26 protein-coding genes and 1 pseudogene are annotated in these 25,862 nt (G+C 69.4%); 13 read left to right on the top strand and 14 right to left on the bottom strand.

The annotated features are described in order from the left end of the window. Positions 1-8 precede the first annotated feature (8 nt). Genes V7D63_RS08015 through ccmA form a run of 5 tightly spaced genes read right to left on the bottom strand, consistent with a single transcriptional unit; the run spans position 9 to position 2,759 of the window. Positions 9-569 (bottom strand): DsbE family thiol:disulfide interchange protein, encoded by a 561-nt coding sequence (locus V7D63_RS08015; RefSeq protein WP_333591743.1) that lies wholly within the window; start codon positions 567-569, stop codon positions 9-11. Further along, entirely contained in the window at positions 566-718 is a 153-nt protein-coding gene (ccmD, locus tag V7D63_RS08010; RefSeq protein ID WP_333591742.1) for a heme exporter protein CcmD, read from the bottom strand. The genes V7D63_RS08015 and ccmD overlap by 4 nt, the downstream gene beginning before the upstream one ends. Before the next feature lie 4 nt (positions 719-722). Then, on the bottom strand, positions 723-1,442 hold the full coding sequence (locus tag V7D63_RS08005; protein ID WP_333591741.1) for a heme ABC transporter permease: 720 nt from the start codon (positions 1,440-1,442) through the stop codon (positions 723-725). Between the two features lie 46 nt (positions 1,443-1,488). Continuing rightward, positions 1,489-2,154, bottom strand: a complete 666-nt coding sequence (gene ccmB, locus V7D63_RS08000) for a heme exporter protein CcmB (protein WP_333591740.1) — start codon at positions 2,152-2,154, stop codon at positions 1,489-1,491. Then, positions 2,151-2,759: a heme ABC exporter ATP-binding protein CcmA gene (ccmA, locus tag V7D63_RS07995; protein ID WP_333591739.1), complete on the bottom strand. Its 609-nt coding sequence runs from the start codon at positions 2,757-2,759 to the stop codon at positions 2,151-2,153. The genes ccmB and ccmA overlap by 4 nt, the downstream gene beginning before the upstream one ends. A gap of 186 nt (positions 2,760-2,945) precedes the next feature. On the opposite strand from ccmA, the gene acnA reads away from it, so the two are divergent. Further along, on the top strand, positions 2,946-5,660 hold the full coding sequence (gene acnA, locus V7D63_RS07990) for an aconitate hydratase AcnA (protein ID WP_333591738.1): 2,715 nt from the start codon (positions 2,946-2,948) through the stop codon (positions 5,658-5,660). A gap of 178 nt (positions 5,661-5,838) precedes the next feature. Here the strand turns inward: acnA and V7D63_RS07985 are convergent, their stop codons facing one another. Then, on the bottom strand, positions 5,839-6,738 hold the full coding sequence (locus V7D63_RS07985; RefSeq protein WP_333591737.1) for a hydrogen peroxide-inducible genes activator: 900 nt from the start codon (positions 6,736-6,738) through the stop codon (positions 5,839-5,841). A gap of 158 nt (positions 6,739-6,896) precedes the next feature. Between V7D63_RS07985 and V7D63_RS07980 the strand changes: the two genes are divergently transcribed. Then, positions 6,897-7,451, top strand: a complete 555-nt coding sequence (locus tag V7D63_RS07980) for a peroxiredoxin (RefSeq protein ID WP_333591736.1) — start codon at positions 6,897-6,899, stop codon at positions 7,449-7,451. 180 nt (positions 7,452-7,631) lie between these two features. After that, on the top strand, positions 7,632-8,165 hold the full coding sequence (locus V7D63_RS07975; RefSeq protein WP_333591735.1) for a carboxymuconolactone decarboxylase family protein: 534 nt from the start codon (positions 7,632-7,634) through the stop codon (positions 8,163-8,165). On the opposite strand, the gene V7D63_RS07970 is transcribed toward V7D63_RS07975, so the two are convergent. From V7D63_RS07970 to V7D63_RS07960, 3 genes are read right to left on the bottom strand one after another with little or no spacing between them, the layout of a single operon-like run. Next, the gene (locus V7D63_RS07970; protein ID WP_333591734.1) at positions 8,162-8,527 is read right to left on the bottom strand and encodes an MmcQ/YjbR family DNA-binding protein; all 366 of its coding nucleotides are present in this window, start codon (positions 8,525-8,527) and stop codon (positions 8,162-8,164) included. The two genes, V7D63_RS07975 and V7D63_RS07970, sit on opposite strands and share 4 nt — an antisense overlap. 2 nt (positions 8,528-8,529) lie before the next feature. Continuing rightward, on the bottom strand, positions 8,530-9,093 hold the full coding sequence (locus tag V7D63_RS07965; protein WP_333591733.1) for a hypothetical protein: 564 nt from the start codon (positions 9,091-9,093) through the stop codon (positions 8,530-8,532). A 13-nt stretch (positions 9,094-9,106) separates the two neighbouring features. Further along, a complete protein-coding gene (locus V7D63_RS07960; protein ID WP_333591732.1) occupies positions 9,107-9,958 on the bottom strand; it encodes a glutamate racemase in 852 nt (283 codons plus the stop codon). 142 nt (positions 9,959-10,100) lie between these two features. Between V7D63_RS07960 and V7D63_RS07955 the strand changes: the two genes are divergently transcribed. Then, entirely contained in the window at positions 10,101-12,260 is a 2,160-nt protein-coding gene (locus tag V7D63_RS07955; RefSeq protein WP_333591731.1) for a M3 family metallopeptidase, read from the top strand. Positions 12,261-12,326: 66 nt separating this feature from the next. Here V7D63_RS07955 and V7D63_RS07950 read toward each other — a convergent pair whose 3' ends face one another. The 3 genes from V7D63_RS07950 to V7D63_RS07940 form a co-directional block, all read right to left on the bottom strand. Then, on the bottom strand, positions 12,327-13,502 hold the full coding sequence (locus tag V7D63_RS07950; protein WP_333591730.1) for an aspartyl protease family protein: 1,176 nt from the start codon (positions 13,500-13,502) through the stop codon (positions 12,327-12,329). Positions 13,503-13,587: 85 nt separating this feature from the next. Next, a complete protein-coding gene (locus V7D63_RS07945) occupies positions 13,588-13,926 on the bottom strand; it encodes a UrcA family protein (protein ID WP_333591729.1) in 339 nt (112 codons plus the stop codon). 194 nt (positions 13,927-14,120) lie between these two features. Further along, positions 14,121-14,468 (bottom strand): UrcA family protein, encoded by a 348-nt coding sequence (locus tag V7D63_RS07940; RefSeq protein WP_333591728.1) that lies wholly within the window; start codon positions 14,466-14,468, stop codon positions 14,121-14,123. Between the two features lie 283 nt (positions 14,469-14,751). Here V7D63_RS07940 and V7D63_RS07935 point away from each other — a divergent pair, with 283 nt between their 5' ends. The 6 genes from V7D63_RS07935 (at position 14,752) to infB (ending at position 22,281) form a co-directional block, all read left to right on the top strand. Further along, entirely contained in the window at positions 14,752-15,324 is a 573-nt protein-coding gene (locus V7D63_RS07935; RefSeq protein WP_333591727.1) for an SH3 domain-containing protein, read from the top strand. 36 nt (positions 15,325-15,360) lie between these two features. Further along, positions 15,361-16,044: a tRNA (guanosine(46)-N7)-methyltransferase TrmB gene (gene trmB / locus V7D63_RS07930; protein ID WP_333591726.1), complete on the top strand. Its 684-nt coding sequence runs from the start codon at positions 15,361-15,363 to the stop codon at positions 16,042-16,044. A 126-nt stretch (positions 16,045-16,170) separates the two neighbouring features. Next, positions 16,171-16,767 (top strand): ribosome maturation factor RimP, encoded by a 597-nt coding sequence (gene rimP / locus V7D63_RS07925; RefSeq protein WP_333591725.1) that lies wholly within the window; start codon positions 16,171-16,173, stop codon positions 16,765-16,767. Next, positions 16,767-18,497, top strand: a complete 1,731-nt coding sequence (nusA, locus tag V7D63_RS07920; protein ID WP_333591724.1) for a transcription termination factor NusA — start codon at positions 16,767-16,769, stop codon at positions 18,495-18,497. The genes rimP and nusA overlap by 1 nt, the downstream gene beginning before the upstream one ends. Before the next feature lie 18 nt (positions 18,498-18,515). Continuing rightward, entirely contained in the window at positions 18,516-19,178 is a 663-nt protein-coding gene (locus V7D63_RS07915; RefSeq protein WP_333591723.1) for an RNA-binding protein, read from the top strand. 82 nt (positions 19,179-19,260) lie between these two features. Next, positions 19,261-22,281 carry a translation initiation factor IF-2 gene (infB, locus tag V7D63_RS07910; protein WP_333591722.1) on the top strand — a complete coding sequence of 1,007 codons (3,021 nt, stop codon included), beginning with the start codon at positions 19,261-19,263 and terminating at the stop codon, positions 22,279-22,281. 48 nt (positions 22,282-22,329) lie between these two features. Here infB and V7D63_RS07905 read toward each other — a convergent pair whose 3' ends face one another. Continuing rightward, a complete protein-coding gene (locus V7D63_RS07905; protein WP_333591721.1) occupies positions 22,330-22,785 on the bottom strand; it encodes a hypothetical protein in 456 nt (151 codons plus the stop codon). Positions 22,786-22,854: 69 nt separating this feature from the next. On the opposite strand from V7D63_RS07905, the gene pgi reads away from it, so the two are divergent. Then, a complete protein-coding gene (gene pgi / locus V7D63_RS07900) occupies positions 22,855-24,480 on the top strand; it encodes a glucose-6-phosphate isomerase (RefSeq protein ID WP_442882124.1) in 1,626 nt (541 codons plus the stop codon). A 53-nt stretch (positions 24,481-24,533) separates the two neighbouring features. On the opposite strand, the gene V7D63_RS07895 is transcribed toward pgi, so the two are convergent. Next, on the bottom strand, positions 24,534-25,085 hold the full coding sequence (locus V7D63_RS07895; RefSeq protein WP_333591720.1) for a hypothetical protein: 552 nt from the start codon (positions 25,083-25,085) through the stop codon (positions 24,534-24,536). A gap of 267 nt (positions 25,086-25,352) precedes the next feature. Between V7D63_RS07895 and groES the strand changes: the two genes are divergently transcribed. Both groES and groEL read left to right on the top strand, forming a co-directional pair. Beyond that, on the top strand, positions 25,353-25,640 hold the full coding sequence (groES, locus tag V7D63_RS07890) for a co-chaperone GroES (protein ID WP_017505470.1): 288 nt from the start codon (positions 25,353-25,355) through the stop codon (positions 25,638-25,640). Between the two features lie 56 nt (positions 25,641-25,696). Beyond that, positions 25,697-25,862 (top strand): annotated as a pseudogene (groEL, locus tag V7D63_RS07885) (chaperonin GroEL); the annotation flags it as partial.

Raw genomic sequence — 25,862 nt, 5'->3', positions numbered from 1 at the left:
ATAAAGTCTTAACGGGCGGTCGGCAGGGCGCGCGGCGGGGCCTGGATGGCGGCGGCCAGGCGGTCGGCCTCGGCCGGATCGATCAGGGGACCGGAGGCCTTGGCCACCACCTTGCCCATGGCGTCGACGGCGAAGCTCTCGGGCACGCCCGAGACGCCCAGGTCCAGCCCGGCGCGGCCCTCGCGGTCGACCAGCACCATGCGGTACGGATCGCCCAACTCGTCCAGGAAGGCGCGGGTGGCGATGGGATCGTCCTTATAGGCGACGCCGACCACGGCCACGCCCTGAGCCTTGAGCCGCATCAGTTGCGGATGCTCGGCCCGGCACGGCGCGCACCAACTGGCGAAGACGTTGACGATCATCGGCCGGCCGACGCCCGCGGTCTTCAGATCGACCTGGCCGGGTCCCGCCGCATCGCCGGTCAGGATCGGCAGGACGGTCTCGGGAATGGGCTTGCCGACGATGGCGTCGGGCTTGAAGGCCGGGTCGCGCTTCAGCGACCAGCCCACGAACAGGACCGTCAGGGCGACCAGGATGGCCAGCGGGATCAGGGCGAACCAGCGGTTCATTCAAAATCGTCCTCGATGGCCGTCAAGGCCCGGCTCCAACGTCGGGCCGCGATCAGGGCGCGCGCCGCGACCACGCCCAGCACCAGGGCGCTGATCCCCCAGGCGGGCCAGACGAAGGCGGCGTAGGGCGACATGTCCAGATCGAGCATGGTGTCAGGCCTCCATCGCGGCGCGGGCGCGCAGCGACAACACGCGACGGCGCGTCACCTCGGTGCGGATCGCCGTCACCCAGATCGCGCCGAACAACATTCCATAGGCGGCCATCATGGTCAGCAGCGGCCACAGATAGGCCGGGTCCAGGCTCGACCCTCCGGCCCGCAGCAGGGAGGCGGGCTGGTGCAAGGTGTTCCACCAGTCGACCGAGAATTTCACGATCGGCAGATTGATCAGCCCGACCAGGGCCAGCACCGCCGCCGCGCGCCCGGCCTTCTGCTCGTCGTCGATCGAGGCCCTCAGGGCCATGTAGCCGAGGTAGAACAGGAACAGCACCAGGACGCTGGTCAGGCGCGCGTCCCAGACCCACCAGGTTCCCCACATCGGCTGGCCCCACAGGCTGCCGGTGATCAGGGCCAGGGCGGTGAAGGCCGCGCCGGGCAGGGCCGCCGCCCGCGCCGCCGCATCGGCCAGCGGATGACGCCAGATCAGGGCGAACAGGCTGGCCACGCCCAGGGCTGCATAGGCGCCCAGCCCCATCGTCGCGGCGGGAGCGTGGACGAACATGATCCGCACCGTGTCGCCCTGCTGATAGTCGGCGGGGGCGGCGAAGGACAGCCAGGTCCCGACGGCCAGCAGCCCGACGGCCAGCAGCCACAGCACCGGCTGCAGCGGCCGGGTGAAGGCCATGAACTTCTGCGGATTGGCGAGACCGAACATCGAGCGCTCCCTTACCGGCCCTTGGAGCAATGCGCCATGCCGCGCCTCATCCTTGCGCGTTGCGGATCGCCGCGGCCCCGGCGAAGGGGGTGATCACGGCGGCGAACAACACATAGGCGCCCAGAAGCGCGACGGCCGGCCAAGGGTCCGCCCCATCGACGGCGCGCGCCAGGGCGCCCGAGCCGAACACCACCGGGGGGATGTAGAGCGGCAGCACCACCACGGCGATCAACAGGCCGCCGCGCTTGGACCCCAGGGCCAGGGCCGCGCCCAGCGCCCCGGTCAGGGCGAAGCCCAGGCTGCCGATCAGGGCGGTCAGGACCGTCAAGGGCGCCAGGGCGGCCGGCAGGCCCAGGGCGATCGCCGCCACCGGCGCGCTGAAGGCCAGGGGGACGCCGACGGCCAGCCACTGGGCCTTGGCCTTGGCCACGACCACCAGCTCCAGCGGCGCGGCGCCCAGGGCGATCAGGTCCAGCGCCCCATCCTCGAAATCACGCTCGAACAGGCGCTCCAGCGACAGGGTCGAGGCCAGGGCCAGGGCCAGCCAGGCCACGCCGCCCGACAGGGGCGTCAGGGCCTCGGGCGCGCCGCCCACCGTCAACGGCACCAGGGCCGTCAGGGTCAGGAAGAAGCCGCAGGCCAAAAGGGGACCCCCGCCCCCGGCCCAGGCCAGGGCCAGCTCTCGCCGCCACAGGATCGTCAGGGCCTTCACGCCAGCCCCCCCAGGTCCAGGGTCGCGGCCGGGATGGGCAGGGGGTCGTGCACCGCCGCCACCACCATGCCGCCGCCCGACAGATGGTCGTTCAAGACCTGGCCCAGCACGGCGCGCCATTTGACGTCCAGCGGGGCGAAGGGTTCGTCCAACAGCCACAGGGCGCGCGGCGCGGCCATGAGGCGGGCGAAGGCCAGGCGCCGTCTCTGCCCCGCCGACAGCTTGCGCACCTCCAGGTCCAGCAGCGGCTTCAGCCCCAGCCGTTCGGCCGCCGCCGCGATTCCGGCCTCGTCCGCGCCCAGAAAGCGCGCCTGAAAGGCCAGTTCGTCGCCCGCGCGTCGTCCGCCCTTCAGCCCGTCCTGATGGCCCAGCAGATGCACCTGGGCGCCGCGCGCCGTCTCAGGCTCCAGATCGCCGAAGCCGACGGTTCCGGCGTCCGGCCGGACGAAGCCCGCGATGGTGCGCAGCAGCGAGGTCTTGCCCGCCCCATTGGCCCCGATCAGGACCAGCGCCTGGCCCGCCGGGACCGTGGCCGACAGGCCGCGGAACAGCGTCCGCTCGCCGCGCCGCACCGTCAGCCCGTCCAGGGTCAGGGCGGCGATCAAACCGGCAACCCATTGAGAATCATTCGCAACTTCGCGGCGACATGGACGACCGATGCGACCGGGGCTATATGCGGCCTCGCCGCAGCGGACGTTCCGCGCGCGCGCCGGGGACCTGTGCGCCCCGTCGTCTGTCGCGCGAGCGTGCAACCGGATGGCCGGGCGGCGAACACCAGAGGAACCCTCTCCATGCCGTCAATCGACAGCCTTTCCACCCGTCGCGATCTTTCCGTCGGGCGCAAGAAATACGCCTATTACAGCCTTCCGGCCGCCGAGGAAGCGGGTCTGACGGGGATTTCTCGTCTGCCGCGCTCGATGAAGGTGCTGCTGGAGAACCTGCTGCGCAACGAGGACGGCGTTTCGGTCAATGACGCCGATCTGAAGGCCCTGGCCGCCTGGCTGGAGAACAAGGGCGCCGTCGAGCACGAGATCGCCTTCCGCCCGGCCCGGGTGCTGATGCAGGACTTCACCGGCGTGCCCGCCGTGGTCGATCTGGCCGCCATGCGCGACGCCATGACGGCCCTGGGCGCCGACGCGACCAAGATCAATCCGCTGAACCCGGTCGATCTGGTCATCGACCACTCGGTCATGGTCGACCATTTCGGCGACGCCAAGGCCTTCGCCCAGAACGTCGAGCGCGAATATGAGCGCAACATCGAACGCTACCGCTTCCTGCGCTGGGGGTCGTCGGCGTTCAATAATTTCCGCGTCGTGCCGCCCGGCACCGGCATCTGCCACCAGGTCAATCTGGAGAATCTGGCCCAGACCGTCTGGACCGCCGATGAGGGCAAGAAGACCGTCGCCTATCCCGACACCGTGGTCGGCACCGACAGCCACACCACCATGATCAACGGCCTGGCCGTGCTGGGCTGGGGCGTCGGCGGCATCGAGGCCGAGGCCGCCATGCTGGGCCAGCCGATCCCGATGCTGATCCCCGAGGTCATCGGCTTCAAGCTGACCGGCCGTCTGCCGGAAGGCGCGACCGCCACCGACCTGGTGCTGACCGTCACCCAGATGCTGCGCAAGAAGGGCGTGGTCGGCAAATTCGTGGAATTCTTCGGTCCCGGCGTCACCGCCCTGACCATCGAGGACCAGGCCACCATCGCCAACATGGCCCCGGAATACGGCGCCACCTGCGGCTTCTTCCCCGTGTCGCAGGCGACCATCGACTATCTGACCGCCACCGGCCGCGACAAGGCGCGCGTGGCCCTGGTCGAAGCCTACGCCAAGGCGCAAGGCCTGTGGATCGACGAAGGTTCGGAAGACCCGGTCTTCACCGATGTTCTGGAGCTGGACATGGCGTCGGTCGTGCCGTCGCTGGCCGGTCCCAAGCGCCCGCAGGACAAGGTCGCCCTGACCGAGGCCGCCTCGGCCTTCCAGACCGCCCTGGCCGACACCTTCGCCCGCCCCGCCGACGCCCCGCGCGCGGCCGTCGAAGGTGAGAAATTCACCGTCGGCGACGGCGACGTGGTGATCGCCGCCATCACGAGCTGCACCAACACCTCCAACCCCTCGGTCCTGATCGCCGCCGGCCTGGTGGCGCGCAAGGCCAACGCCCTGGGCCTGAAGGTCAAGCCGTGGGTCAAGACCTCGCTGGCCCCCGGCTCGCAGGTGGTCACCGACTATCTGACCGACGCGGGCCTGCAAAAGGACCTGGACGCCCTGGGCTTCAACCTGGTCGGCTATGGCTGCACCACCTGCATCGGCAACTCGGGTCCGCTGCCGGAAGCCATCTCCAAGGCGATCAACGACAACGATCTGGTCGCCTGCTCGGTCCTGTCGGGCAACCGCAATTTCGAGGGCCGGGTGAACCCGGACGTGCGCGCCAACTATCTGGCCTCGCCGCCGCTGGTGGTGGCCTACGCCCTGGCCGGTTCGATGCATGTCGATCTGACCACCCAGCCGATCGGCCAGGACAAGAAGGGCAAGGACGTCTTCCTGAAGGACATCTGGCCGACCTCGAAAGAGATCGCCGACATCCAGAAGAAGTCGGTCACCCCGGCCATGTTCGCCAAACGCTACAAGGACGTGTTCAAGGGCGACAAGCACTGGCAGTCGATCGCGGTCGAGGGCGGCCAGACCTATGCCTGGGACGACGCCTCCACCTATGTGCAGAACCCGCCTTATTTCGACGGCCTGTCGATGACCCCGGCGCCGGTGACCGACATCGTCGAGGCCCGCATCCTGGGCATCTTCGGCGACAGCATCACCACCGACCACATCAGCCCGGCCGGTTCGATCAAGAAGGCCTCGCCCGCCGGGACCTATCTGACCGACCACGGCGTCGACGTGCTGGACTTCAACAGCTACGGCGCGCGTCGCGGCAACCATGAAGTCATGATGCGCGGCACCTTCGCCAACATCCGCATCCGCAACAAGATCACCCCGGACATCGAGGGCGGGGTGACCAAGCATTTCCCGTCGGGCGACACCATGTCGATCTACGACGCGGCCATGCGGTACCAGTCCGAAGGCCGTCCGCTGGTCGTGTTCGCGGGCAAGGAATACGGCACCGGCTCGTCGCGCGACTGGGCGGCCAAGGGCACGCGCCTGTTGGGCGTGCGCGCCGTCATCGCCGAAAGCTATGAGCGCATCCACCGCTCCAACCTGATCGGCATGGGCGTGGTGCCGCTGCAGTTCAAACAGGACGGCTGGACCAAGCTGGGCCTGACCGGCGAGGAGATCGTGACCATCCGCGGCCTGACCGACGCCAACGTCGGCCGCCTGCGTCCGCGCCAGGACCTGTGGGTCGAAATGTTCCGCCCGTCGGACGGTAAGATGGCCCGCTTCCCGGTTCGCTGCCGCATCGATAACCAGACCGAGCTGGACTATCTGAAGGCCGGCGGCGTCATGCCGTACGTCCTGCGCAACCTGGCCGGCGGCGCGGTCGAGGCGGCGGAGTAGGTCTCGGTCTCAAACAGCGAGGCTCCGCGAGCCGAGTGTTAGATCAAGATACAAGGGGCCGATGGAGCGATCCGTCGGCCCCTTTCTTCATGAAGATTTTTGTTCGCTATGCGGTTGGACTGCCTCCGTTTCCCCGGCGGATAGGGGGCGCTGACGCCCACAGGGAAAATTCACCCCTTCATTCCAGCGTCATGGCCTCGGCCAGCAGCTTGGCCTCGGCGGCGCGGCTGGAGCCGGCGCGCCAGGCGACCACGATCTCGCGGTTCGGCGGCGAGCCTTTCTTGCGGCCCTCGATGCGGCGCACGGCGACCGAAGGGGTGCTGGCCAGGCCCGCCTTGACCGCCATCTCGGGCAGGAAGCTGACGCCCAGGCCCGAACCGACCATCTGCACCAGGGTGTGCAGGCTGGTGGCCGCGAAGACGTCCTCGCCGCGCGGGGCCTCCAGGTCGAAGGCGGTCAGGGCCTGATCGCGCAGACAGTGGCCGTCCTCCAGCAGGATCAGATCGGCCGCGTCCAGGGCGCCGGGCTTCAGCACCTCGGCCTGGGCCAGCGGATGGGCGGCGGGGGCGGCGGCCAGGATCTCGTCGAAGCCGATGCGGGCGTGGCGCAGGCCCGGCGTGTCATAGGGCAGGGCGATGACGGCGGCGTCGAGCTGGCCCGCCTTCAGCGCCGCGACCAGGCGCGGGGTCAGATCCTCGCGGATGAACAGCCGCAGATCGGGATAGGCCGTCTTCAGCCCCGGCAGTTTGGCGGGCAGCAGGAAGGGGGCGATGGTCGGGATGACGCCCAGGCGGAAACGGCCCGACAGGGGCTTGCCCGCGTTCTTGGCCGCCTCGACCATGTCCTCGGCGCGGGCCAGCACGTCCTCGGCGCGGACCACGGCCTCCTCGCCGACTGCGGTCAGGATGACGGCGCCGCGCGTGCGCTCCACCACCGGCGCGCCGAGAATCCGCTCCAGCTCCTGGATGCCGGTCGACAGGGCCGGCTGGCTGACGTGCGCCGCCTCGGCCGCGCGACTGAACGAGCCGTGCTCGGCCAGCAGTTTCAGATATTGCAGTTGGCGCAGGGTCGGCAGCATGAGACCGATCTAGCAATGACCGCGCCATAAGTCCAGCTTATGAAAAATGTCATAACGATCCATTTGACTTTAACCCAAAACCACGCCATCTGAGCGCCACGGCGGCGGCTCCCCATCGCGGCCGACAGATTCAAACCCCATGCGGACTGGAGACAATAATGCTCGGCGTTGGCGAAAAACTTCCTGAATTCAAAATCATCGGCGTCAAGCCGGGCTTCAACACCCACGAAGAGAACGGCGTCTCGGCCTTTGAGGCCGTGACCAACGACAGCTTCCCCGGCAAGTGGAAGGTCATCTTCTTCTATCCGAAGGACTTCACCTTCGTCTGCCCGACCGAGATCGCCGAATTCGCGCGTCTGGGCCGCGAGTTCGAGGATCGCGACACCGTGGTCCTGGGCGGTTCGACCGACAATGAGTTCACCAAACTGGCCTGGCGCCGCGACCACGCCGACCTGAACAAGCTGCCGATCTGGCAGTTCGCCGACAACGGCGGCAAGCTGGCCCGCGCCCTGGGCGTGTTGGACGAGAACGAGGGCGTCGCCCTGCGCGCCACCTTCGTGGTCGATCCGCACAATGTCGTGCAGCACGTCTATGTCACCAATCTGAACGTGGGCCGCGCCCCGGCCGACACCCTGCGGGTCGTCGACGCGCTTCAGACCGACGAGCTGTGCCCGTGCAACCGCCCGGTCGGCGGCGAGACGCTCGCGGCGTAAAAGCGGCGTCCGAGGTTGAGGAAGGCGGCGGCGTCCGGTCGCCGCCTTTCCGCTTCTCGCTTCATTCTCGTGCGCTAACGCTCACCGCGCGGCGGATCGCTGCATGAGCGCGGCGCGCGCATCCCGGCCTCAGGCAGCGAGCGACCGCGTCGCGAGCGCTAGGGCCAACAAGGAGTCATCATGTCCATCGACGCCCTGCGCGACCTGATCCCGTCCTACGCCAAGGACATTTCGCTGAACCTGTCGTCCCTGGCCAATGAGACACTGCTGAACGACCAGCAGAAATGGGGCTGTTTCGTCGCCTGCGCCCATGCGGTCGGAACCCCGTCGGTGGTGCGCCGGATCGAGACCGCCGCCTCTGAGGCCGGCCTGTCGCCGGAAGCCGCCGACGCGGCCCGGGCCGCGGCCGCCATCATGGGCATGAACAACGTCTATTACCGCGCGCTGCACCTGATGAAGAACCAGGAGTACGCCACCCTGCCGGCGCGCCTGCGCATGAACGTCATCGGCAATCCGGGCGTGTCGAAGGTCGATTTTGAACTGTGGTGCACGGCGGTCTCGGCCATCAACGGCTGCGGCGCCTGTCTGGACGCCCACGAGGCCGAGCTGCGCAAGCACGAGGTCGCCAACACCCAGATCCAGGCGGCCCTGCGCATCGGCGCGGTGGTTCACGCCGCGTCCAAGGTCGTCGCCTCGGCCGAGGCCCTGGCCTAACCGTCGAAGGCGGGGGCGAGCGGGATCAGTCTTTTCGGCGCCTGCGCCCGATAGCTTTCGTCGATCCAGGCGCGGAACAGGGCCAGGGGGTCGATGACGTCGTCCGGCCATGAGGCGGTGACCCAGCCGCTCTTGCCCAGGCCGTAGCCGGTCGGCGCGGTGAAGGCTTGCTCCAGCGCCTCGGGACCGCTGAAGGGCAGTTTGACCGACAGGCTGAACGGCTCGCCCGCCTTGCTGAGGTAGGCGAAGGTCTTGTCGCGCACGGCCAGATCGGCGTGACCCGGCCACGGGCTTTTCAAACTGACCTCGGGATAGGTCAGGCCGAAGGCGCGCAGGGCCTCGGCGGCGGTTTCAGCGCTCACCGTCACGACGCGGGGGCCGCCGACGCCTCGCCGTATTCGAGATAGCGCATCCAGCGCTGGAAGCCGTTGCCCATCACCCGGTCGACGCCGTCGGCCATGGCGCCCAGGCCCGGCCCTTCGACGACGAAGGTCCAGGTCGGCGTCCAGCCCCGGTTGGCGGGCGGCCAGGTGACGGTCAGCTCGGCCCGGGTCGCCTTGCCGCGCAGGGGACCGAAGGGGGCGTGAAAGACGATGCGGTCGGCGTCGACCGAGACGGTTCGTCCATGGTCGAAGGTCGGATTGTCCGGCAGTTTTTCGCACCAGCAGCCGCCCGGCGTCAGGTCGAGGCTGAGGTTCTTGGAATCGCCGCTGTAGGTGTGGGACGCCTCCCACCAGTCCGGCAGGGCCTGAAGGGCGCTGGGAATGTCGCCGGGATCGATCTCGGCCGCGGTCGAGAATCTCAGGGTGAAGCCGTTCTCGCCGCGCGACACGACCTCGGCGTGCGCCGGGGCGGCGGCGGACAGGACGGCGACGACAAACAGGATGCGGAACATGAACAGGTCCTCCCAGGCGCGATGAGCGCCCAAGCGGGATCGCCCGTCAAGCCGCCGCGAAGGTCAGGGGCGCGCCCCAGAACTGGGCGACCAGGTCCGACTGCGGTCCCGGCGTTCCCGTGGTCAGGAAGTCGCGACGGCCGGACGAACCCAGATCGTATTCGCCGTGACGTTCAAAATACCGCTCCAGGGCGTCGGCCACGGCGCTGGGCTGGTGGATCACCGAGGTGCCCTGGGGCAGGGCGGCGGCGAACAGATCGGCCACGATCTCATAGTGGGTGCAGCCCAGGATGGCCTTGTCCGGGTGGCGGCCGATGCGGCGGCGCAGGGCGTCGACATGCTCGTTGACGACGACCTTCAGCTCCTCGGCCGAAGCGCCCAGTTCGATCAGGCCGGCCAGGCCGGGACAGGGTTCGGAAAAGACCGCCAGGTCCTCGCGTCGCTTGTCGATCTCGATCTCATAGACCCGGCTCATGGCTGTGGCGGCGGTGCAGAAGACGCCGGTGATCTCGATCGCCTCGATCTTCTCGCCCGAGCGGTCGGCCTCATAGGTCCAGGGCAGGCCGGTCGCCGCCTCGATGGTCGGCACGATGATGCCCAGCACGTTCAACGGGCGGCCGAACCGTTCGCGCGCCTGGGGCGCCCAGGTCTGTTGCAGGCGGCGCAGGGCGATGGCCGAGGCGGTGTTGCAGGCCAGAACGACGACCGAGGCTCCGGCCTGGAACAGCCGCTCGCAGCCCGCGCGGGTCAGTTCGACGATGTCCTCGCCGCCGCGTCCGCCATAGGGGGCGTTGGCCTGGTCGGCCAGATAGACGAAGTCCCGTTCGGGGAATCGCCGCGTCAGTTCGCGGTGGACCGTCAGCCCGCCCACGCCGGAGTCGAAAACGCCAATCGCCATGGCGCGGCTTTAGAGGTCGCGGGCTTCCGGTTCAACGGCCGGGAAGGCTAAAGACGGCAAGATTACGGGCCTGTCATGTGACGACGCCGGAACATGGGTCTAAGGTCCGAACCGACCTATTTCCCAATCGAGGATGACCTTGATGCACAGACGCCAACTTCTGATCGCGGGCGGAAGCCTGTTCGCCCTGACCGCTTGCGCCTCCACGGGGAGCGCGGCGGGCGGCGGAGGCCAGTCGCTGGCCGCCGAGGCCGCCGAGGCCCGCGCCGTCCTGCCGAAACAGACCCCGCGCGCCGAGCTGTTGCAGGAATGGACCGGCCCGTTCGGCGGCGTGCCGCCCTGGGATCGGGTCACGGCCCCCAAATTGCGCGCGGCGCTGCTGGAAGGCATCGAGCTGCAACGCGCCGAGATCGCGGCCATCGCCGACAACCCGGCCCCGCCGACCTTCGCCAACACCTCCGTCGCCCTGCAAATGGCGGGCGAGCCTCTGGACCGGGCCGGCGCCCTGTTCGGGGTGATGACCCAGAACATCGGTTCGGACGACTATCAGGCCGTCGACACCGAGCTGTCGCCCCTGCTGTCGGCCGCCGGCGACGAGATCACCTTCAACGAAAAACTGTTCCAGCGCGTCAAGCACGTCGCCGACCACGCCGATGAGATGGGGCTGAACGCGCAGCAGAAGCGGATCGTCGAGCGCAGCCGCGACGGCTTCGTCCGCAACGGCGCGGCCCTGAACGCCGCCGGCAAGGCCGAGCTGGGCCGCATCAACACCGCCCTGTCGAACGCCTTCACCAGCTTCGGCCAGAAGGTGGTGGCCGATGAGAACGCCTGGACCCTGATCACCGACGAGGCGCGTCTGAACGGCCTGCCCGCCGACAACAAGGCCGCCGCCGCCGCCGCCGCGCGCCGCCGCAATCTGACGGGCTGGGCGATCCTGAACACCCGCTCCAGCGTCGATCCGTTCCTGAGCTATGCCGACGACCGCGCCCTGCGCGAACAGGTCTGGCGCAAATTCGTCAATCGCGGCGACAACGGCGACGCCAACGACACCAACGCCGTCATCGCCGAGATCGTGCGCCTGCGCGATCAGCGCGCCAAGCTGCTGGGTTTCCGCAACCACGCCGAATGGCGGATGCAGGACACCATGGCCAAGACCCCGGCGGCGGCGATGAGCCTGATGAACCGGGTCTGGGCGCCGGCCAAGGCGCGGGTCGCCGAAGAGGTGGCCGACATGCGCGCCATCGCCGGTCACGACATCGAGCCGTGGGACTATCTCTACTACGCCGAGAAGGTGCGGAAGGCGAAGTACGACCTCGATCAGAACGAGCTGAAACCCTATTTTGAACTGAACAACGTCCGCGCCGGCTCCTTCTATATGGCCGAGCGCCTGTACGGCTTCACCTTCGAGAAGCTGGCGGCGGGGACCGTGCCGGTCTTCCACCCGGACGTGACGGTCTATGAGGTCAAGGATCACGGTCGTCCGGTGGGTCTCTACTACACCGACGACTACGCCCGTCCGGGCAAGCGATCCGGCGCCTGGATGACCACCTATCGCTCGCACACCTCCTACGACGGCGACAAGAATGTGCTGGCGTCCAACAACAACAACTTCATCAAGGCCGAGGACAGGCCGATCCTGATCTCGCTGGACGACGCCCAGACCCTGTTCCACGAGTTCGGCCACGCCCTGCACGCCTTCTCGTCCAAGGTGGTCTATCCGGCCCTGGGCGGCAGCCAGCGCGACTTCGTCGAATATCCGTCGCAGGTGCACGAGCACTGGGTGCTGACGCGGCCGATCATCGAGGGCTTCCTGAAGCACGTCGAGACGGGCCGACCGATGCCCCAGGCCCTGGTCGACAAGATCGAGGCCGCCGACACCTTCAACCAGGGCTACGCCACGGTCAGCTATCTGTCCTCGGCCCTGGTGGACATGGACCTGCACACGCAAGGCTCGCCGCCGACCGACATCGACAAGTTCGAGCGCGACAGCCTGGCCCGCCTGGGCATGCCCAAGGAGATTGTGATGCGGCACCGCCTGCCGCAGTTCAATCACCTGTTCACGTCCGACAGCTATTCGGCCGGCTACTACTCCTACCTGTGGTCCGAGGTGATGGACGCCGACACCTGGGCCTATTTCAAGGACTCGGGCGACGTCTTCAACCCGGACATCGCCGCCCGCTACAAGGAGATCATCCTGTCGGAGGGCAATTCGTCGGATCGCGCCGACGCCTATCGCCGCTTCCGCGGCCGCGACCCGGACGTCGCCGCCCTGCTGCGCGTGCGCGGCTTCCCGACGTCTTAGTGTCGCTGACGCTCGCGGCTTGAGCGAAACGAGATAGGGGCCGGCGGAGCGATCCGCCGGCCCTTTTCAGTCCAGCTTCAACGTGACCTCGCGGCGCGCGCCGTCGCGAGTGAAGCCGACGACCAGCGGGGTGGCGCGCATGAAGCCGGGCAGGCGGTCGCCCAGCGCCCCCACCGGGACGCCGTTCAGCGACACGATCACGTCGCCCGCCCTCAGGCCGCTCGCCTCGGCGGGACTGCCCGGCGCGACGCCGCGCAGGGGCAGTTCGCTCTCGCCGCCCGACGGCGGGTTCATCATCAGGCCGTAGCGGCGCGGCGGCGGCGCGGCGGGCGCGGCGGGCGCGGCGGACGGGGTGAACCGCACCCGATGGCCGGCCAGGTCCAGCGTCGTCACCTGGCCGCGCAGGAAGTCGCCGCCCAGATTGCCGACCCGGAAATGCGGCACGATGCTGATCGTCGGTCGGACGAAGGTCTGGGCGCCCAGGGTCATGTCGCCCGCCAGCCGTCCCTGGCGGACCTCGAAGGCGCCCGAGACGGTTCGGGCCTGGCCCGCCGTGACCGGGGGCGCGGCGAAGACCAGGGCGTCCGCCGTCGTCTGACCCACGGCGATCCCGCCCATGGAGCCGGTGTCGATGTGCGCCCACACCGTCTGGCCGCCCAGGCCGATCTCGACGGTCGGGACCGGTGCGCCGGGGTCCAGCGCCAGCACGGCGCGGCCGTCGGCTTCGGGCAGGGCGCCCGGTTCGATCCTCAGCACGCCGCGGCCGTAGTCGAGGGTGAGCAGGCCGTCCCGGAACAGGTCGATCCCCAGAACGCCGTCTATGGGTCCGCGCCCGCCGCCGCCGCCCGCATTGTAGTCCCGGCTGACGACGTCGAGATCGTGAAAGACCAGGCCCGCGAACTCCAGCGTCTCGATCCGGTGCACGGCCAGTTCGCGCCGCGCGCCGCCGCCGCCGTCGGACGCCCCGGCCGTTCCGACGCGCGGCAGGTCCAGGGCCTGAACCAGGCCGATGTCCGCCCGGCCCGCGCCCTGGGCGCCGGTGTCCAGCAGGAAACGATAGGGACCCCGGCCGTTCACGCGCACGCCGTCGACCAGAATCTGGGTTCCGGCCAGGGTGATGGGAATCTCGACGGCCCTGCGCACCGTCGGCGCGTGAGGGGGCGACGGCGCGATCTGGGCGCGGACAGGGTTGGGCGACGCCCCCAGCACAAGCAGGGCGGCGATGACGGCGGCGGACTTCATGTGAGTTCACTCCCTTTTAGTGCGATATGCACTATTGGGATCGCCGCCGTATGTCAGGCTTGAAACGACCGCCGAGGCGGCGGCTTCAGTTGCGGCCGCCGCGACGGGCCTCGGCGCGGGCGCGGTTGTAGGCCTCGCGGGTCGGCTCATCCAGGCGGTTCATGACGCCTTCGCGGATCTGCGCGCGGCAGAAGGAGGTCTGGCTCATGTTCGAGCCGGTCGAACGCATGCCGCGGCAGGCGCGGCGGGCCGAGGCGTTGATGCGGGCGTCCAGCTCGGCGGCGCCTTCGGGGGTGGTGATGTCGATGTCGCTCCACTGCACCGGGCCGCTGGGGGTTTCGTCGGACTGGACCGAGGCCAGGGCGGGGGTCGAGACGGCGAAGACGGCGGCGGCCAAAACGGCGGCGAAACGAACGGCGGACATCAAGGCGAACTCCAGGACAGCCGCTCTCGCGGCGCACGGTCGACCGTGCGCCGCCGTTTCAGGGCGCGGACCATAGGATTTCACCGACAAATCGGTGAATGAATTCGCTGTTAGATTCCGCGCGGATAAGTCGCGGCTGGCGGAGCGTCGTTATGGGAGCGGCGGGCGACGCCGGGCCGCCCGCCCCCGGTTCGTCAGACGCGATCCGCGCGCGCCGAGGCGCGGGCTTCGGCGCTGGCCCGGCCATAGGCCTCGCGCGTGGGTTCATCCATCCGGCCCAAGACCGACTGTTTGATCTGCGCGCGGCAGAAGGCGGTCTGGCTCATGTTCGTGCCGGTGGCCCGCACCCCGCGACAGGCGCGGCGGGCGGCGGCGTTGATGCGTTGATCCAACTGGGCGGCGCCGGTCGGCGTGGTCACGTCCAGGTCGTTCCAGGCGACCGAGGTCGAGACTTCGCCCACTTCCTGGGCCGAAGCGGCGGCCGGGACGGTCAGGCTGACGGCGGCGGCGGCGATGACGGCGGCGATGCGGATGGCGGTCATGGTGGGCACTCCCCTTTGTGTAGGGCCGCGATGGGCGGCGAGACGGGGATTGAGCGCCGTCGTTGTCGCGACGGTGTGTGAATCCGGCGCCCTTTTCGAGGCGCGGGGTGAATTCGTCGTTAGTTTGTGACCAATTTTTCATAAAATAAATCAATATGTTCTACCGAGTATGATCGCGATTGCGGATATGTCGAAACCACCGGACGACGACGAGCGGACACGGTTAAGACGGTCTTAAACGGGGGCGCGTCATCCTGGGCGGACGCCGTTTCGAGAACCCGACGTGCCGCCTCGACCCGTTCCCGTCCGCTCCGTCTCCGTCCGCACGGCCCTGGCCGCCGCGGGCGTGCTGGCCGTCGCCGTCCTGTGCGGGGCGTCCAACACCATGCCGGACGGACGGCCGACGCCGACGGGGCTGGAGGTGCCGCGCTGGATCTCGCTGAAGTCGTCCGAGGTGCGGGCGCGCGGCGGACCCGGCCTGGATTATGAGATCCTGTGGGAATACCGCGCCGCGGGCCTGCCGGTGCAGGTGATCGCCGAGACCCGCCACTGGCGCAAGATCTGCGACCCCGACGGGGCCGTGGCCTGGATCCACCGCTCGGTCGCCTCGGGCCGCCGCCACGTCTTCAACGCCACGCCGCGCGAGATCCCCATCCGCGCCGCCCGCGCCGAGGACGCCGCCGTGCGCGCCCGGCTGCAGCCCCGGTCTCTGGTCTCGATCGACGACTGCGAGGACGGCTGGTGCCGGGTCCGCGCCCGCAAGCTGCGCGGCTGGGTGGCGCAAGGGGCGGTGTTCGGAACCCAGGCCCGCGCCCTGTGCGACGCCTCACGTCCGGCGGGTCCCGCCCGGCGCTAGTTCCGCTGCGCCGCCCCAGCGGCTATAGCGCCGCCCATGTCCACTTCCGACCACCGTCCCCTGCGCACCTTCGGGCGCATCAAGTCGCGGCCGATCAAGCCGCGCCAGGCGGCCCTGTTCGACACCCTGTTGCCGTCCATCGCCGTGCCGGACCCCAAGGCCGGGCCGGTCGATCCGCGCGTCCTGGCGCCCGAGGCGGCCGAGGCCTGGCTGGAGATCGGCTTTGGCGGCGGCGAGCATCTGGCGGCCCAGGCCGAGCGTCATCCGCACGCCGTGATCATCGGCTGCGAGCCGTTCCTGAACGGGGTCGGTTCGCTGTTGCGGCACGTCGACGAGCGGGGGCTGAAGAATGTGCGCATCCACGCCGACGACGCCCGCGCGGTGGTCCAGGCCCTGCCCGACGCCTCGCTGGACCGGGTGATGATCCTGTTCCCCGACCCCTGGCACAAGGCGCGGCACAACAAGCGACGGCTGGTGCAGGACGACTTCGCCGCCGAATTGGTGCGGGTGTTGAAACCGAGCGGAACCCTGCGCTTCGCCACCGACTGGGCCGACTACGCCGACTGGGCGCTGGAGCGGTTCGCGCGCACGCCGGGCCTGGCGCGGATCGGCGACGTCGAGGACTGGCACGCGGCGCCCGCCGACCACATCGTCACCCGCTATGAGGAAAAGAAGCTGGGCGACGTGGCGCCGATCTTCCTGGACTTTCAGCGCATATGAAGCAGGGGGCTGACAAGCCCCTTCGCCTGGCCTATATGGCCTCCCACATCGTTAGACCGGCGTCCTAACGGCGCCGTTTGAAGCGGCGGCCCGGATGGCCCGCCGCTTTTGTTTTGGACCAAGGCCTTGCGCGCAAAGACCGCTGAAGACCGCGCCCTGCTGGAGCTGCTCGACCCCGTCGCGGAGTCGGTCGGCCTGGAGATCGTGCGCGTGCGCCTGATGGGCGGCACCCTGCGTCGGCGGCTGCAGATCATGGCCGAACGGCCCAGCGATCACGACATCGCCGTGGAGGAATGCGCCCGCCTGAGCCGCGCGGTGTCCGAGGTGCTGGACGCCGCCGACCCGATCTCGGGCGAGTATCTGCTGGAGGTCTCGTCGCCGGGCATCGACCGGCCGCTGACCCGGCCGGTGGACTTCGAGCTGTTCGAGGGCTTCGAGGCGCGGCTGGAGACCGACCGGATGGTCGAGGGCCGCAAACGCTTCAAGGGCCTGCTGGCCGGCTATGAGGACGGCAGCGTCGCCATCGACCTGGACGGCGAGGCCGAGACCGCCCTGATCCCCTTCGACTGGCTGGCCGACGCCAAGCTGGTCATGACCGACGCCCTGCTGAAGCGCGGCGCCGAAATCCGCGCCGCGCGCGGCGAGCCTGAAGACGACGGCCTGCCTTCCGAAGGGCCGTCGCCCCTGAACACAACGACCACGACCTCTGAGGACAACGCCTGATGGCCGTCACCGGTATTTCCGCCAACCGTCTCGAACTGCTGCAGATCGCCGACGCCGTCGCCCGCGAGAAGCTGATCGACCGCGAGATCGTCATCGAGGCCATCGAGGAGGCGATCCAGAAGGGCGCCAAGTCGCGTTACGGCGCCCACCACGACATCCGCGCCAAGATCGACCCCAAGACCGGCGAACTGGCCCTGACCCGTCACGTCACCATCGTCGCCGACGACTGGCAGCCGGAAGATGAGCTGGAGGAGTTCAACGACAGCGCCATGGTGCGCCTGAAGGACGCCGCCAAGCGCGATCCCGAGGCCGAGGTCGGCAAGGAGTATGTCGAAGAGCTGCCGCCGTTCGAATTCGGCCGCGTCCAGACCCAGATGGCCCGCCAGGTCGTGACCGGAAAGGTCCGCGAGGCCGAGCGCGCCAACCAGTACGAAGAGTTCAAGGACCGCGTCGGCGAGATCGTCAACGGCACGGTCAAGCGCGTCGAATACGGCAACACCATCGTCGACCTGGGCCGGGGCGAGGGCGTGATGCGCCGCGACCAGTCGATCCCGCGCGAGGTGTTCAACATCGGCGACCGCATCCGCACCTACATCTATGACGTCCGCCCCGAGGCCAAGGGTCCGCAGGTGATGCTGAGCCGCGCCCATCCGGGCTTCATGGCCAAGCTGTTCGCCCAGGAGGTGCCCGAGGTCTATGACGGCGTGATCGAGATCCGCGCCGCCGCCCGCGACGCCGGTTCGCGCGCCAAGATGGCCGTGCTGTCGAACGACAGCTCGATCGATCCCGTGGGCGCCTGCGTCGGCATGCGCGGCTCGCGCGTGCAGGCGGTGGTCGCCGAGCTGCAAGGCGAGAAGATCGACATCATCCAGTGGAACAACGACGAGCCGACCTTCATCGTCAACGCCCTGGCCCCGGCCGAGGTGTCCAAGGTGGTGCTGGACGAAGAAGCCGGCCGCGTGGAGGTGGTCGTGCCGGACGAGCAACTGTCGCTGGCCATCGGCCGCCGCGGCCAGAACGTCCGCCTGGCTTCGCAACTGACTGGCTGGCAGATCGACATCATCACCGAAGCCCAGGATTCCGAACGCCGCCAGAAGGAGTTCACCGAGCGCACCGCCCTGTTCCAGGAAGCCCTGGACGTCGACGAGGTGATCGCCCAACTGCTGGTCACCGAAGGCTTCGCCACGGTCGAGGACCTGGCCTTCGTCGAGGCCTATGAAATCTCCGACATCGAAGGCTTCGACGAAGAGACCGCCGAGGAGCTGCAGGCCCGCGCCCGCGACTTCCTGGACCGCCAGGCGGCCGAGCTGGACGCCAAGCGCAAGGCTCTGGGCGTCGAGGACGGCGTGCTGGAAGTGCCGGGCGTGACCCTGGCCGTCGCCGTCGCCCTGGGCGAAGGCGGGGTCAAGACGGTCGAGGACCTGGCCGACCTGGCCACCGACGAGGTGCGCGGCGGCTATGAGGTTCAGAACGGCGAGCGCGTGAAGGTCGCCGGCGTGCTGGAATCCTTCAACCTGTCGCAGGAAGACGCCGAGATGCTGATCCTCCAGGCCCGCGTGGCCGCCGGATGGATCGACGCCTCGGAACTGCCGCAGCCGGAACCCGAGCCGGAATACGAGGACGAGGGCGAAGAGGCGTTCGACGCCGAAAGCGTCTTCGCGCCGCAGGACGCCGCCGAGACCGAGACCGAGACGGCCGACGAGGGCGACCTCGAACCGTCCGAAGCGTGATGGAGGGCCGGATCGTCCATGATGTCGCGCGAAGGAGCGATCGATAGGGAGCGCCGAGACCTGGTCACCCGCCAGGTCATGGATGAATCCTGTCTGATCCGCTTCGTCGCCGGCCCGGACGGTTCGGTGGTTCCCGACCTGGCGCGCAAACTGCCGGGCCGCGGCCTGTGGGTGGCGGCCGACCGCGCCTCGGTCGAGACGGCGGCGGCCAAGGGCCTGTTCGCCCGCGCCGCCAAGGCCCCGCTGAAGGCCGCGCCGGACCTGGCGGACATGGTCGAACGGCTGCTGACGCGCCGATGCCTGGAGCAGTTGGGCCTTGCCCGACGCGAGGGCGTGCTTATCTCGGGCTTTGAAAAGTCCGCCGCCGCGATCCGTTCGGGCCGCGCGGCCTGGCTGATCGAGGCCTCGGACGGGTCCGCCGACGGGCGCGGCAAGCTCTTGGCCCTGGCGCGGCATCAGGCGACGCGCGCATGCGGCGCCTTCACCGCCGAAGATTTGAGTTTGGCCCTGGGGCTGGAAAATGCGATACACGCCGTCCTGCTTACGGGCGGGCGCGCCGATCGCTGGACCCTAGAGGTCGAACGGCTGGCTGGATTTCGACCGCTCCGGCCCCCGGAATGGGGGCGGGATGCGACTGAAGGTTCCGACAGGGACTTGGACGGGCGGGGTTCTGCTCCCTGATCGGGGGCGGGGCGCCGCACGGCTTTTTGTGTTTTGACGACGACGCGGGCGGGTCTTTCCGCCCCGGATTTGAAGCGACCGGATGACCGACGAGAACGACAAGACCAACGACGGCAAGACGACCTCGACCCCTTCGGCGGCTCCCTCCGCCACGGGGCCGCGTGCGCCGCTGAGCCTGAAGCCGCGCACGGCGGGGGCGGTCGCCGCCGGAACCGTCAAGCAGAGCTTCAGCCACGGCCGCTCCAAGACCGTGGTGGTCGAGACCAAGCGCCGCGTCGGGGCGCCCAGCCCGGTCCAGCGTCAGACCGGCTTCGACGTCGCGCGTCCGCGCACCGAGACGCCGGCGCCCGCCGCTCCGCGTCCGGCCGCCTCGCCCTCGACCGGGGGCCTGTCGAACGAAGAACAGGAAGCCCGCCGCAAGGCCATCGAACTGGCCACCCGCCAGCAGGCCGAACGCGCCGAGGCCCAGGCCGCCGAACAGGCGCGCCGCGACGCCGCCGCGCGTGAACAGGCCGCGTCCGCCGCCCAGGCCGCCAGCGCCGCCCAGGCCGAGGCCGCCGCCGCCAAGGCCGCCGCCGAGGCCGCCCGCGCCGAAGCCGCCAAACTGGCCGCCGCCGCCCCGGCGCCCGCTCCGGCCAAGCCCGCCAAGACGGCGGTCCCCGCCGCCGCAACCCCCGCGCCCGAGGCTCCGCAGGCGGAAGCCCCGGCCCCGGTTCCCGCGGCCCCCGCGCGTCCGGCCGCCCCGGCCCGCCCGGCCGTCAATTTCGGCCAGCGCGCGCCCAAGCCCGGCAATCCGCAACGCGCCCCGATCGAGCGTCCGGCCTTCGGCGGCCGTTCGGCCCGCGAAGCCGCCATGGGCGGCGGCGAACGCAACTATTCCGACCGGCCGCAAGGCGCGGGCGCCGCTTCGGGCGCGCCCGCCGGCCGCGCGCCCGGCGCCCGCCCGGCCCAGCCCGTGCGCTATTCGGCCCTCGACCCGCGTCCGGCCCCCGGCGCGCGCGGTCCCGGCGGGCCGCGCACCGGTCCTGGCGCGCGCCCCGGCCCGAACCAGCCTCCGGCCGAGGCCAATGTGGCGCGTCCGGTGCGCGCGGGCTTCGGCCGTCCGGCCGGAACCGGCCGCGACGACGACCGCGACAAGCGTTTCTCGGACGCCGGGCCGGGCAAGGCCGTCAGCCGCACGCGCGGCGAACCCAAGCGCCGTGAAGGCCGCCTGACCATCCAGGCCGTGGCCGGCGGAGACGAGGACGCCGCCGAGCGGATGCGCTCGCTGGCTTCGGTGCGCCGCGCCCGCGAGCGCGAGCGCGAGAAGCGCAAGGGCGGCTCGACCGACGCGCCGAACCGTCCGCGCGAGGTCGTCATTCCCGACACCATCACCGTGGGCGAACTGGCCAACCGCATGGCCGTGCGCGGCGTCGACATCATCAAATTCCTGATGCGTCAGGGCATGATGATGAAGATCAACGACATCATCGATTCCGACACCGCCGAACTGGTGGCCGAGGAATACGGCATGAGCGTCAAGCGCGTGTCGGAATCCGACGTCGAGGAAGGCTTCCTGTCCGAGGCCGACGACGCCGAGGCCGGCGAGGTCCGCGCCCCGGTCGTGGCCATCATGGGCCACGTCGACCACGGCAAGACCAGCCTGCTGGACGCGTTGCGCACCACCGATGTGGCGGGCGGCGAAGCCGGCGGCATCACCCAGCACATCGGCGCCTATCAGGTGCGGCTGGAGGACGGCCAGAAGGTCACCTTCCTGGACACGCCGGGTCACGCCGCCTTCTCGGCGATGCGCGCGCGCGGCGCAAACGTCACCGACATCGTGGTGCTGGTCGTGGCCGCCGACGACGGCGTCATGCCCCAGACGATCGAGGCCATCCAGCACGCCAAGGCGGCCAATGCGCCCCTGATCGTGGCGGTCAACAAGATCGACAAGCCGGACGCCAATCCGCTGAAGGTCGTCAACGAGCTGCTGCAATACGAGGTCATCGCCGAAAGCCTGGGCGGCGACACCCAGATCATCGAGGTGTCGGCCAAGAACCGCACCAATCTGGACGGCCTGATCGAGGCCATCCTGGTGCAGGCCGAGGTCATGGATCTGCGCGCCAACCCCGACCGTTCGGCCGAGGGCGTGGTCATCGAGGCCAAGCTGGACAAGGGCCGCGGCCCGGTCGCCACCGTCCTGGTCAAGCGCGGCACGCTGAACCGCGGCGACATCGTCGTGGCCGGCGGTTCGTGGGGCAAGGTCCGCGCCCTGCTGAACGAGCGCAACGAACAACTGACCGAGGCCGGCCCGTCGGTGCCGGTCGAGATCCTGGGCCTGGACGAGGCGCCGTCGCCCGGCGACGTCTTCGCCACCGTCGAGAATGAGGCCCGCGCCCGCGAGCTGACCGAATATCGTCAGCGGGTGAAGCGCGAGAAGAACCAGGTCTCGGGCGGCTCGGCGTCGCTGGCCGACATGATGGCCAAGCTGGGCGCCAAGAAGATCAGCGAACTGCCGGTCCTCATCAAGTCGGACGTCCAGGGTTCGGGCGAGGCCATCGCCGGTTCTCTGGAGAAGATGGGCAACGACGAGGTGCGCGCGCGGGTCGTCTACAACGGCGCGGGCGGCATCACCGAGAGCGACGTCAACCTGGCCAAGTCGGCCGGTGCGCCGATCCTGGGCTTCAACGTCCGCGCCTCGAAACAGGCGCGCGACCTGGCCGACCGCGAGGGCGTGGAGATCCGCTACTATTCGATCATCTACGACCTTCTGGACGACATGAAGGGCGTGCTGTCGGGCATGCTGGCGCCGTTGCAGCGCGAGACCTTCCTGGGCAACGCCCAGGTGCTGCAGGTGTTCGACATCACCAAGATCGGCAAGATCGCCGGTTGCCGCGTCACCGAGGGCGTCGTGCGCAAGGGCGCCCGCGTCCGCATCATCCGCGAGGACGTGGTGGTGCTGGAGCTGGGCGTGCTCAACACGCTCAAACGCTTCAAGGATGAGGTCAACGAGGTGCCCTCGGGCCAGGAATGCGGCATGCAGTTCCAGGGCTTCCAGGACATCAAGGAAGGCGACTACATCGAGTGCTTCACGGTCGAAGAGATCAAGCGCACGCTCGACTAGGTCGGCCGCTCGAACCGGATGCGGCCCTTCTCCCGAGCGGGAGAAGGGTCACGCCGCCGGTCGCGGCGGAGCAGTGATGACCTCGACATTGTCGTTCAGCAGATAGGCCAGTTCGGACAGGGCGACGGCCTGTTCGCGCGGCGTGGCGGCGGCCGTGACCGCCTCGACCTTTTTCGACATGTCCTCGGAAATGCCGCGCAGGATGCATTTCAGATCGCCGTCGGTACCGCGTTCCTTCAGGATCAGGTGACCCTGCATGTCCAGGGCGGCCAGGGCCTCGGTCTCGGTCTTGAAGGCGGCGAAGGCGTCGGCGGCGGGCATGACGCCGGCCCAGCCGTCGACCAGGGCCTTCAATCGCGCCGAGCGGGCGACGATGTCGGCGAACAACGGCTCTGACGCCACCGAGACGGGCGCGTCGGCGGGCGGCGGCGGCAGGGCCGCGGCGGCCGCGACATCCGGGTTCGACAGCATCAGGGCGGCGGCGAGGGCGAGACCACAGGACATGATTAGGCTCCGGCGAAGGGATTCGCGGTTGAACCGGCTTACGCCCAGCCCGTAAACGAAGCGTTCACCATGAGAGACGCCGCCATGACCGATGCGACCGCCGCCGCCTGGACGACCCTGAAGACCGTGGCGGCCGAGGATGCGGGGGTGCGGATCGCCGACCGGTTCGCGGCCGAGCCGGAGCGTCTGACGCGGATGAGCGTCGAGGCGGCGGGCCTTTATCTGGACCTGTCGAAACAGGCGTGGAGCCTGAAGGGGTTTCAGGCGGCGCTGGACCTGGCGCGGGCGGCCGATGTCGAGGGGCGGCGCGCGGCCCTGTTCGGCGGGGCGGCGGTGAACGGGACCGAGGGGCGGGCGGTGCTGCATCCGGCGCTGCGGGCCGCAGACGGCGCGGACTTCCAGGCCCTGGGCGAGCCGGTGTCGGGCGAGGTCGAGATGGTGCGGGCGGCCATGCGCGACTATGCCGAAGCCGTGCGCTCGGGAACCGAGACCGGGGCGACGGGGCAGCGGTTTCAGGCCGTGGTGCACATCGGCATCGGCGGCTCGGACCTGGGACCGCGCGTGGTGTGGGACGCGCTGCGGCCTCTGAACCCCGTCCTCGACCTGCGCTTCGTCGCCAACATCGATCCGCGCGACATGGCCGAGGCCCTGACCGGACTGGACCCGGAAACGACGCTGGTCGTGGTCGTGTCCAAGACCTTCACGACGCAGGAGACCCTGGCGAACGCCGAGGCGGCCAAGGCGTGGCTGGCGGCGGGGCTGAAGGGCGCGGGGGTGGAGCGGCATTTCATCGGCGTGACGGCGGCGCCGGAGCGGGCGCGGACGTTCGGCTGCGGCCGCACCTTCGCCTTTCGGGATTGGGTCGGGGGGCGCTATTCGCTGTGGTCGGCGGTGTCGCTGTCGTGCGCCATCGGCCTGGGCTGGGACGTGTTCCAGGGGCTGCTGGACGGGGCGGCGGCGATGGACGCGCATTTCGTCGCGGCGCCGCTGGATCGGAACGCGCCGGTGCTGCTGGCCCTGGCCCAGGTCTATAATGTCGATGGGCGCGGCCGCCGTGCACGGACGGTCGCCCCCTATGCCCATCAACTGCGGCGGCTGTCGGCCTTCCTGCAGCAGTTGGAGATGGAATCGAACGGCAAGCGGGTGCGGCGCGACGGCGCGCCGGTGGAGCACGGCACCTGTCCGGTGGTGTTCGGCGAGCCGGGAACCAACGGCCAGCACGCCTTCTTCCAGCAGATCCATCAGGGACCCGAGGTGGTTCCGGCCGAATTCGTGGTCGTGGCCAAGACCCATGGCGATCAGACCGAAAGCCCGCTGTGGGCCAACGCCCTGGCGCAGATGCAGGCCCTGATGGTCGGCAAGACGGCGGATCAGGCGCGGGCCGAGATGATCGCGGGCGGCATGGATGAGGTTCAGGCCGAGCGGCTGGCCCCGCACCGGGCCTTCCCCGGCGACCGGCCCTCGACGGCGATCCTGATGGAGCGGCTGACGCCATCGACCCTGGGCGCGCTGATCGCGCTTTATGAGCACAAGACCTTCGTCGAGGGCGTGGTGTGGGACATCAACAGCTTCGACCAGTGGGGGGTCGAACTGGGCAAGGTGCTGGCCCAGGCCATATTGAAGGATGTCGCGGCGGGCGCGCCCTCGGCCGATCTGGACCCGTCGACGGCGGCCCTGATGCGGCGGCTGACGTGAAAAAGGCGGACGCGTGATGCGCCCGCCTTCTTCGGTCTGGGGATGACGCCGTCTTACCAGCGGCGCTCGTAGCGATAGTCGCGGTCGCGGTTCTGGCGGTTCTGATAGGAACGCCACTCGCCCTGGCTCCTCCAGAAGCGGCCGTCGCGGTAATAGCGGCCGTCATAGGTCCGGCCGTCCTGGTAACGGTTGTCCTGATAGCGGCCGTAGTCGCCGTAGCCGTAACCGTTGTTATAGCCGTTGTTGTAGCCGTAATCGCGATAGTCGCGGCTGTTGATGCCGTGCTCGCGCTCCCAATGGCCCTGGTTGCGCCAGCAGCGGCCGTCGCGCCAATAGCCGCAGTCGTCGCGCCGGTCGCCGTCGTTGGCGGCGGCCAGGGCCGCGCCGGCCAGGGCGCCGCCGGCGATATAGGCGCCGTCGCCATTGCCCAGGGCCGCGCCCGCCACGGCGCCGATGGCCGCGCCGACCAGAACGTCGCTGGAGCTGGAGCTGGAGCGGTCGCGGTCGCGATAGTCACGGTACGACTGGGCGGCGGCCGGGGCGGCGGCTCCGGCCGTCAGGGCCAGGGCGGCGGCGCCGACGGCGAGGGTCGTGAAGGTCTTCATGACGCATCTCCTTGCAGGGTCGACCGGAGGCCGAGCGTTGGGAAGGCGTGTACGCGGCTTCAGTTGAACGCCCTGGGGACGCGGCCGTTCATTTTCGGTTCATCGCCGGGCCAGCCTTGACGCGCCGCCTTGACGCGCCCGCCCTTGACGCGCCCCCCCGCCCCTCCTACTTGCCCCCTCGCGTTAGCACTCTGGCGCATCGGCTGCCAAAGCGCCGGTCGGGGTGTTGAACGAGACATTCGAGAGCTTCACTTCGGAGAACTACAGATGGCGTTTCGTCCGCTCGGCGATCGCGTGCTGGTCAAGCGCGTGGAAGAAGAATCCAAGACCAAGGGCGGGATCATCATCCCCGACACCGCCAAGGAAAAGCCCCAGGAGGGCGAAGTCGTCTCGGTCGGCCCGGGCGCTCGTGACGATCAGGGCAAGGTCAATGCGCTGGAGCTGAAGGCCGGCGACCGCATCCTGTTCGGCAAATGGTCGGGCACCGAGGTCAAGATCGACGGTGAAGACCTGATCATCATGAAGGAATCGGACGTCCTGGGCGTGCTGTCCTAAGCACCGGACGACTGACTTTCTTCCCCACGTATTCAGATAGATAGGAGCAGCCGCACATGGCCGCCAAGATCGTTCACTTCAACACCGACGCGCGCGACAAGATGCTGCGCGGCGTCAACATCCTCGCCAACGCCGTCAAGGTGACCCTGGGTCCCAAGGGCCGCAACGTCGTGATCCAGAAGTCCTTCGGCGCCCCGCGCTCGACCAAGGACGGCGTCTCGG

This window comes from Brevundimonas sp. (assembly GCF_036732845.1).
Taxonomy (GTDB): domain Bacteria; phylum Pseudomonadota; class Alphaproteobacteria; order Caulobacterales; family Caulobacteraceae; genus Brevundimonas.
The sequence above is the reverse complement of the archived record's forward strand: the minus strand, read 5'-3'. Positions and strand labels throughout refer to the sequence as shown.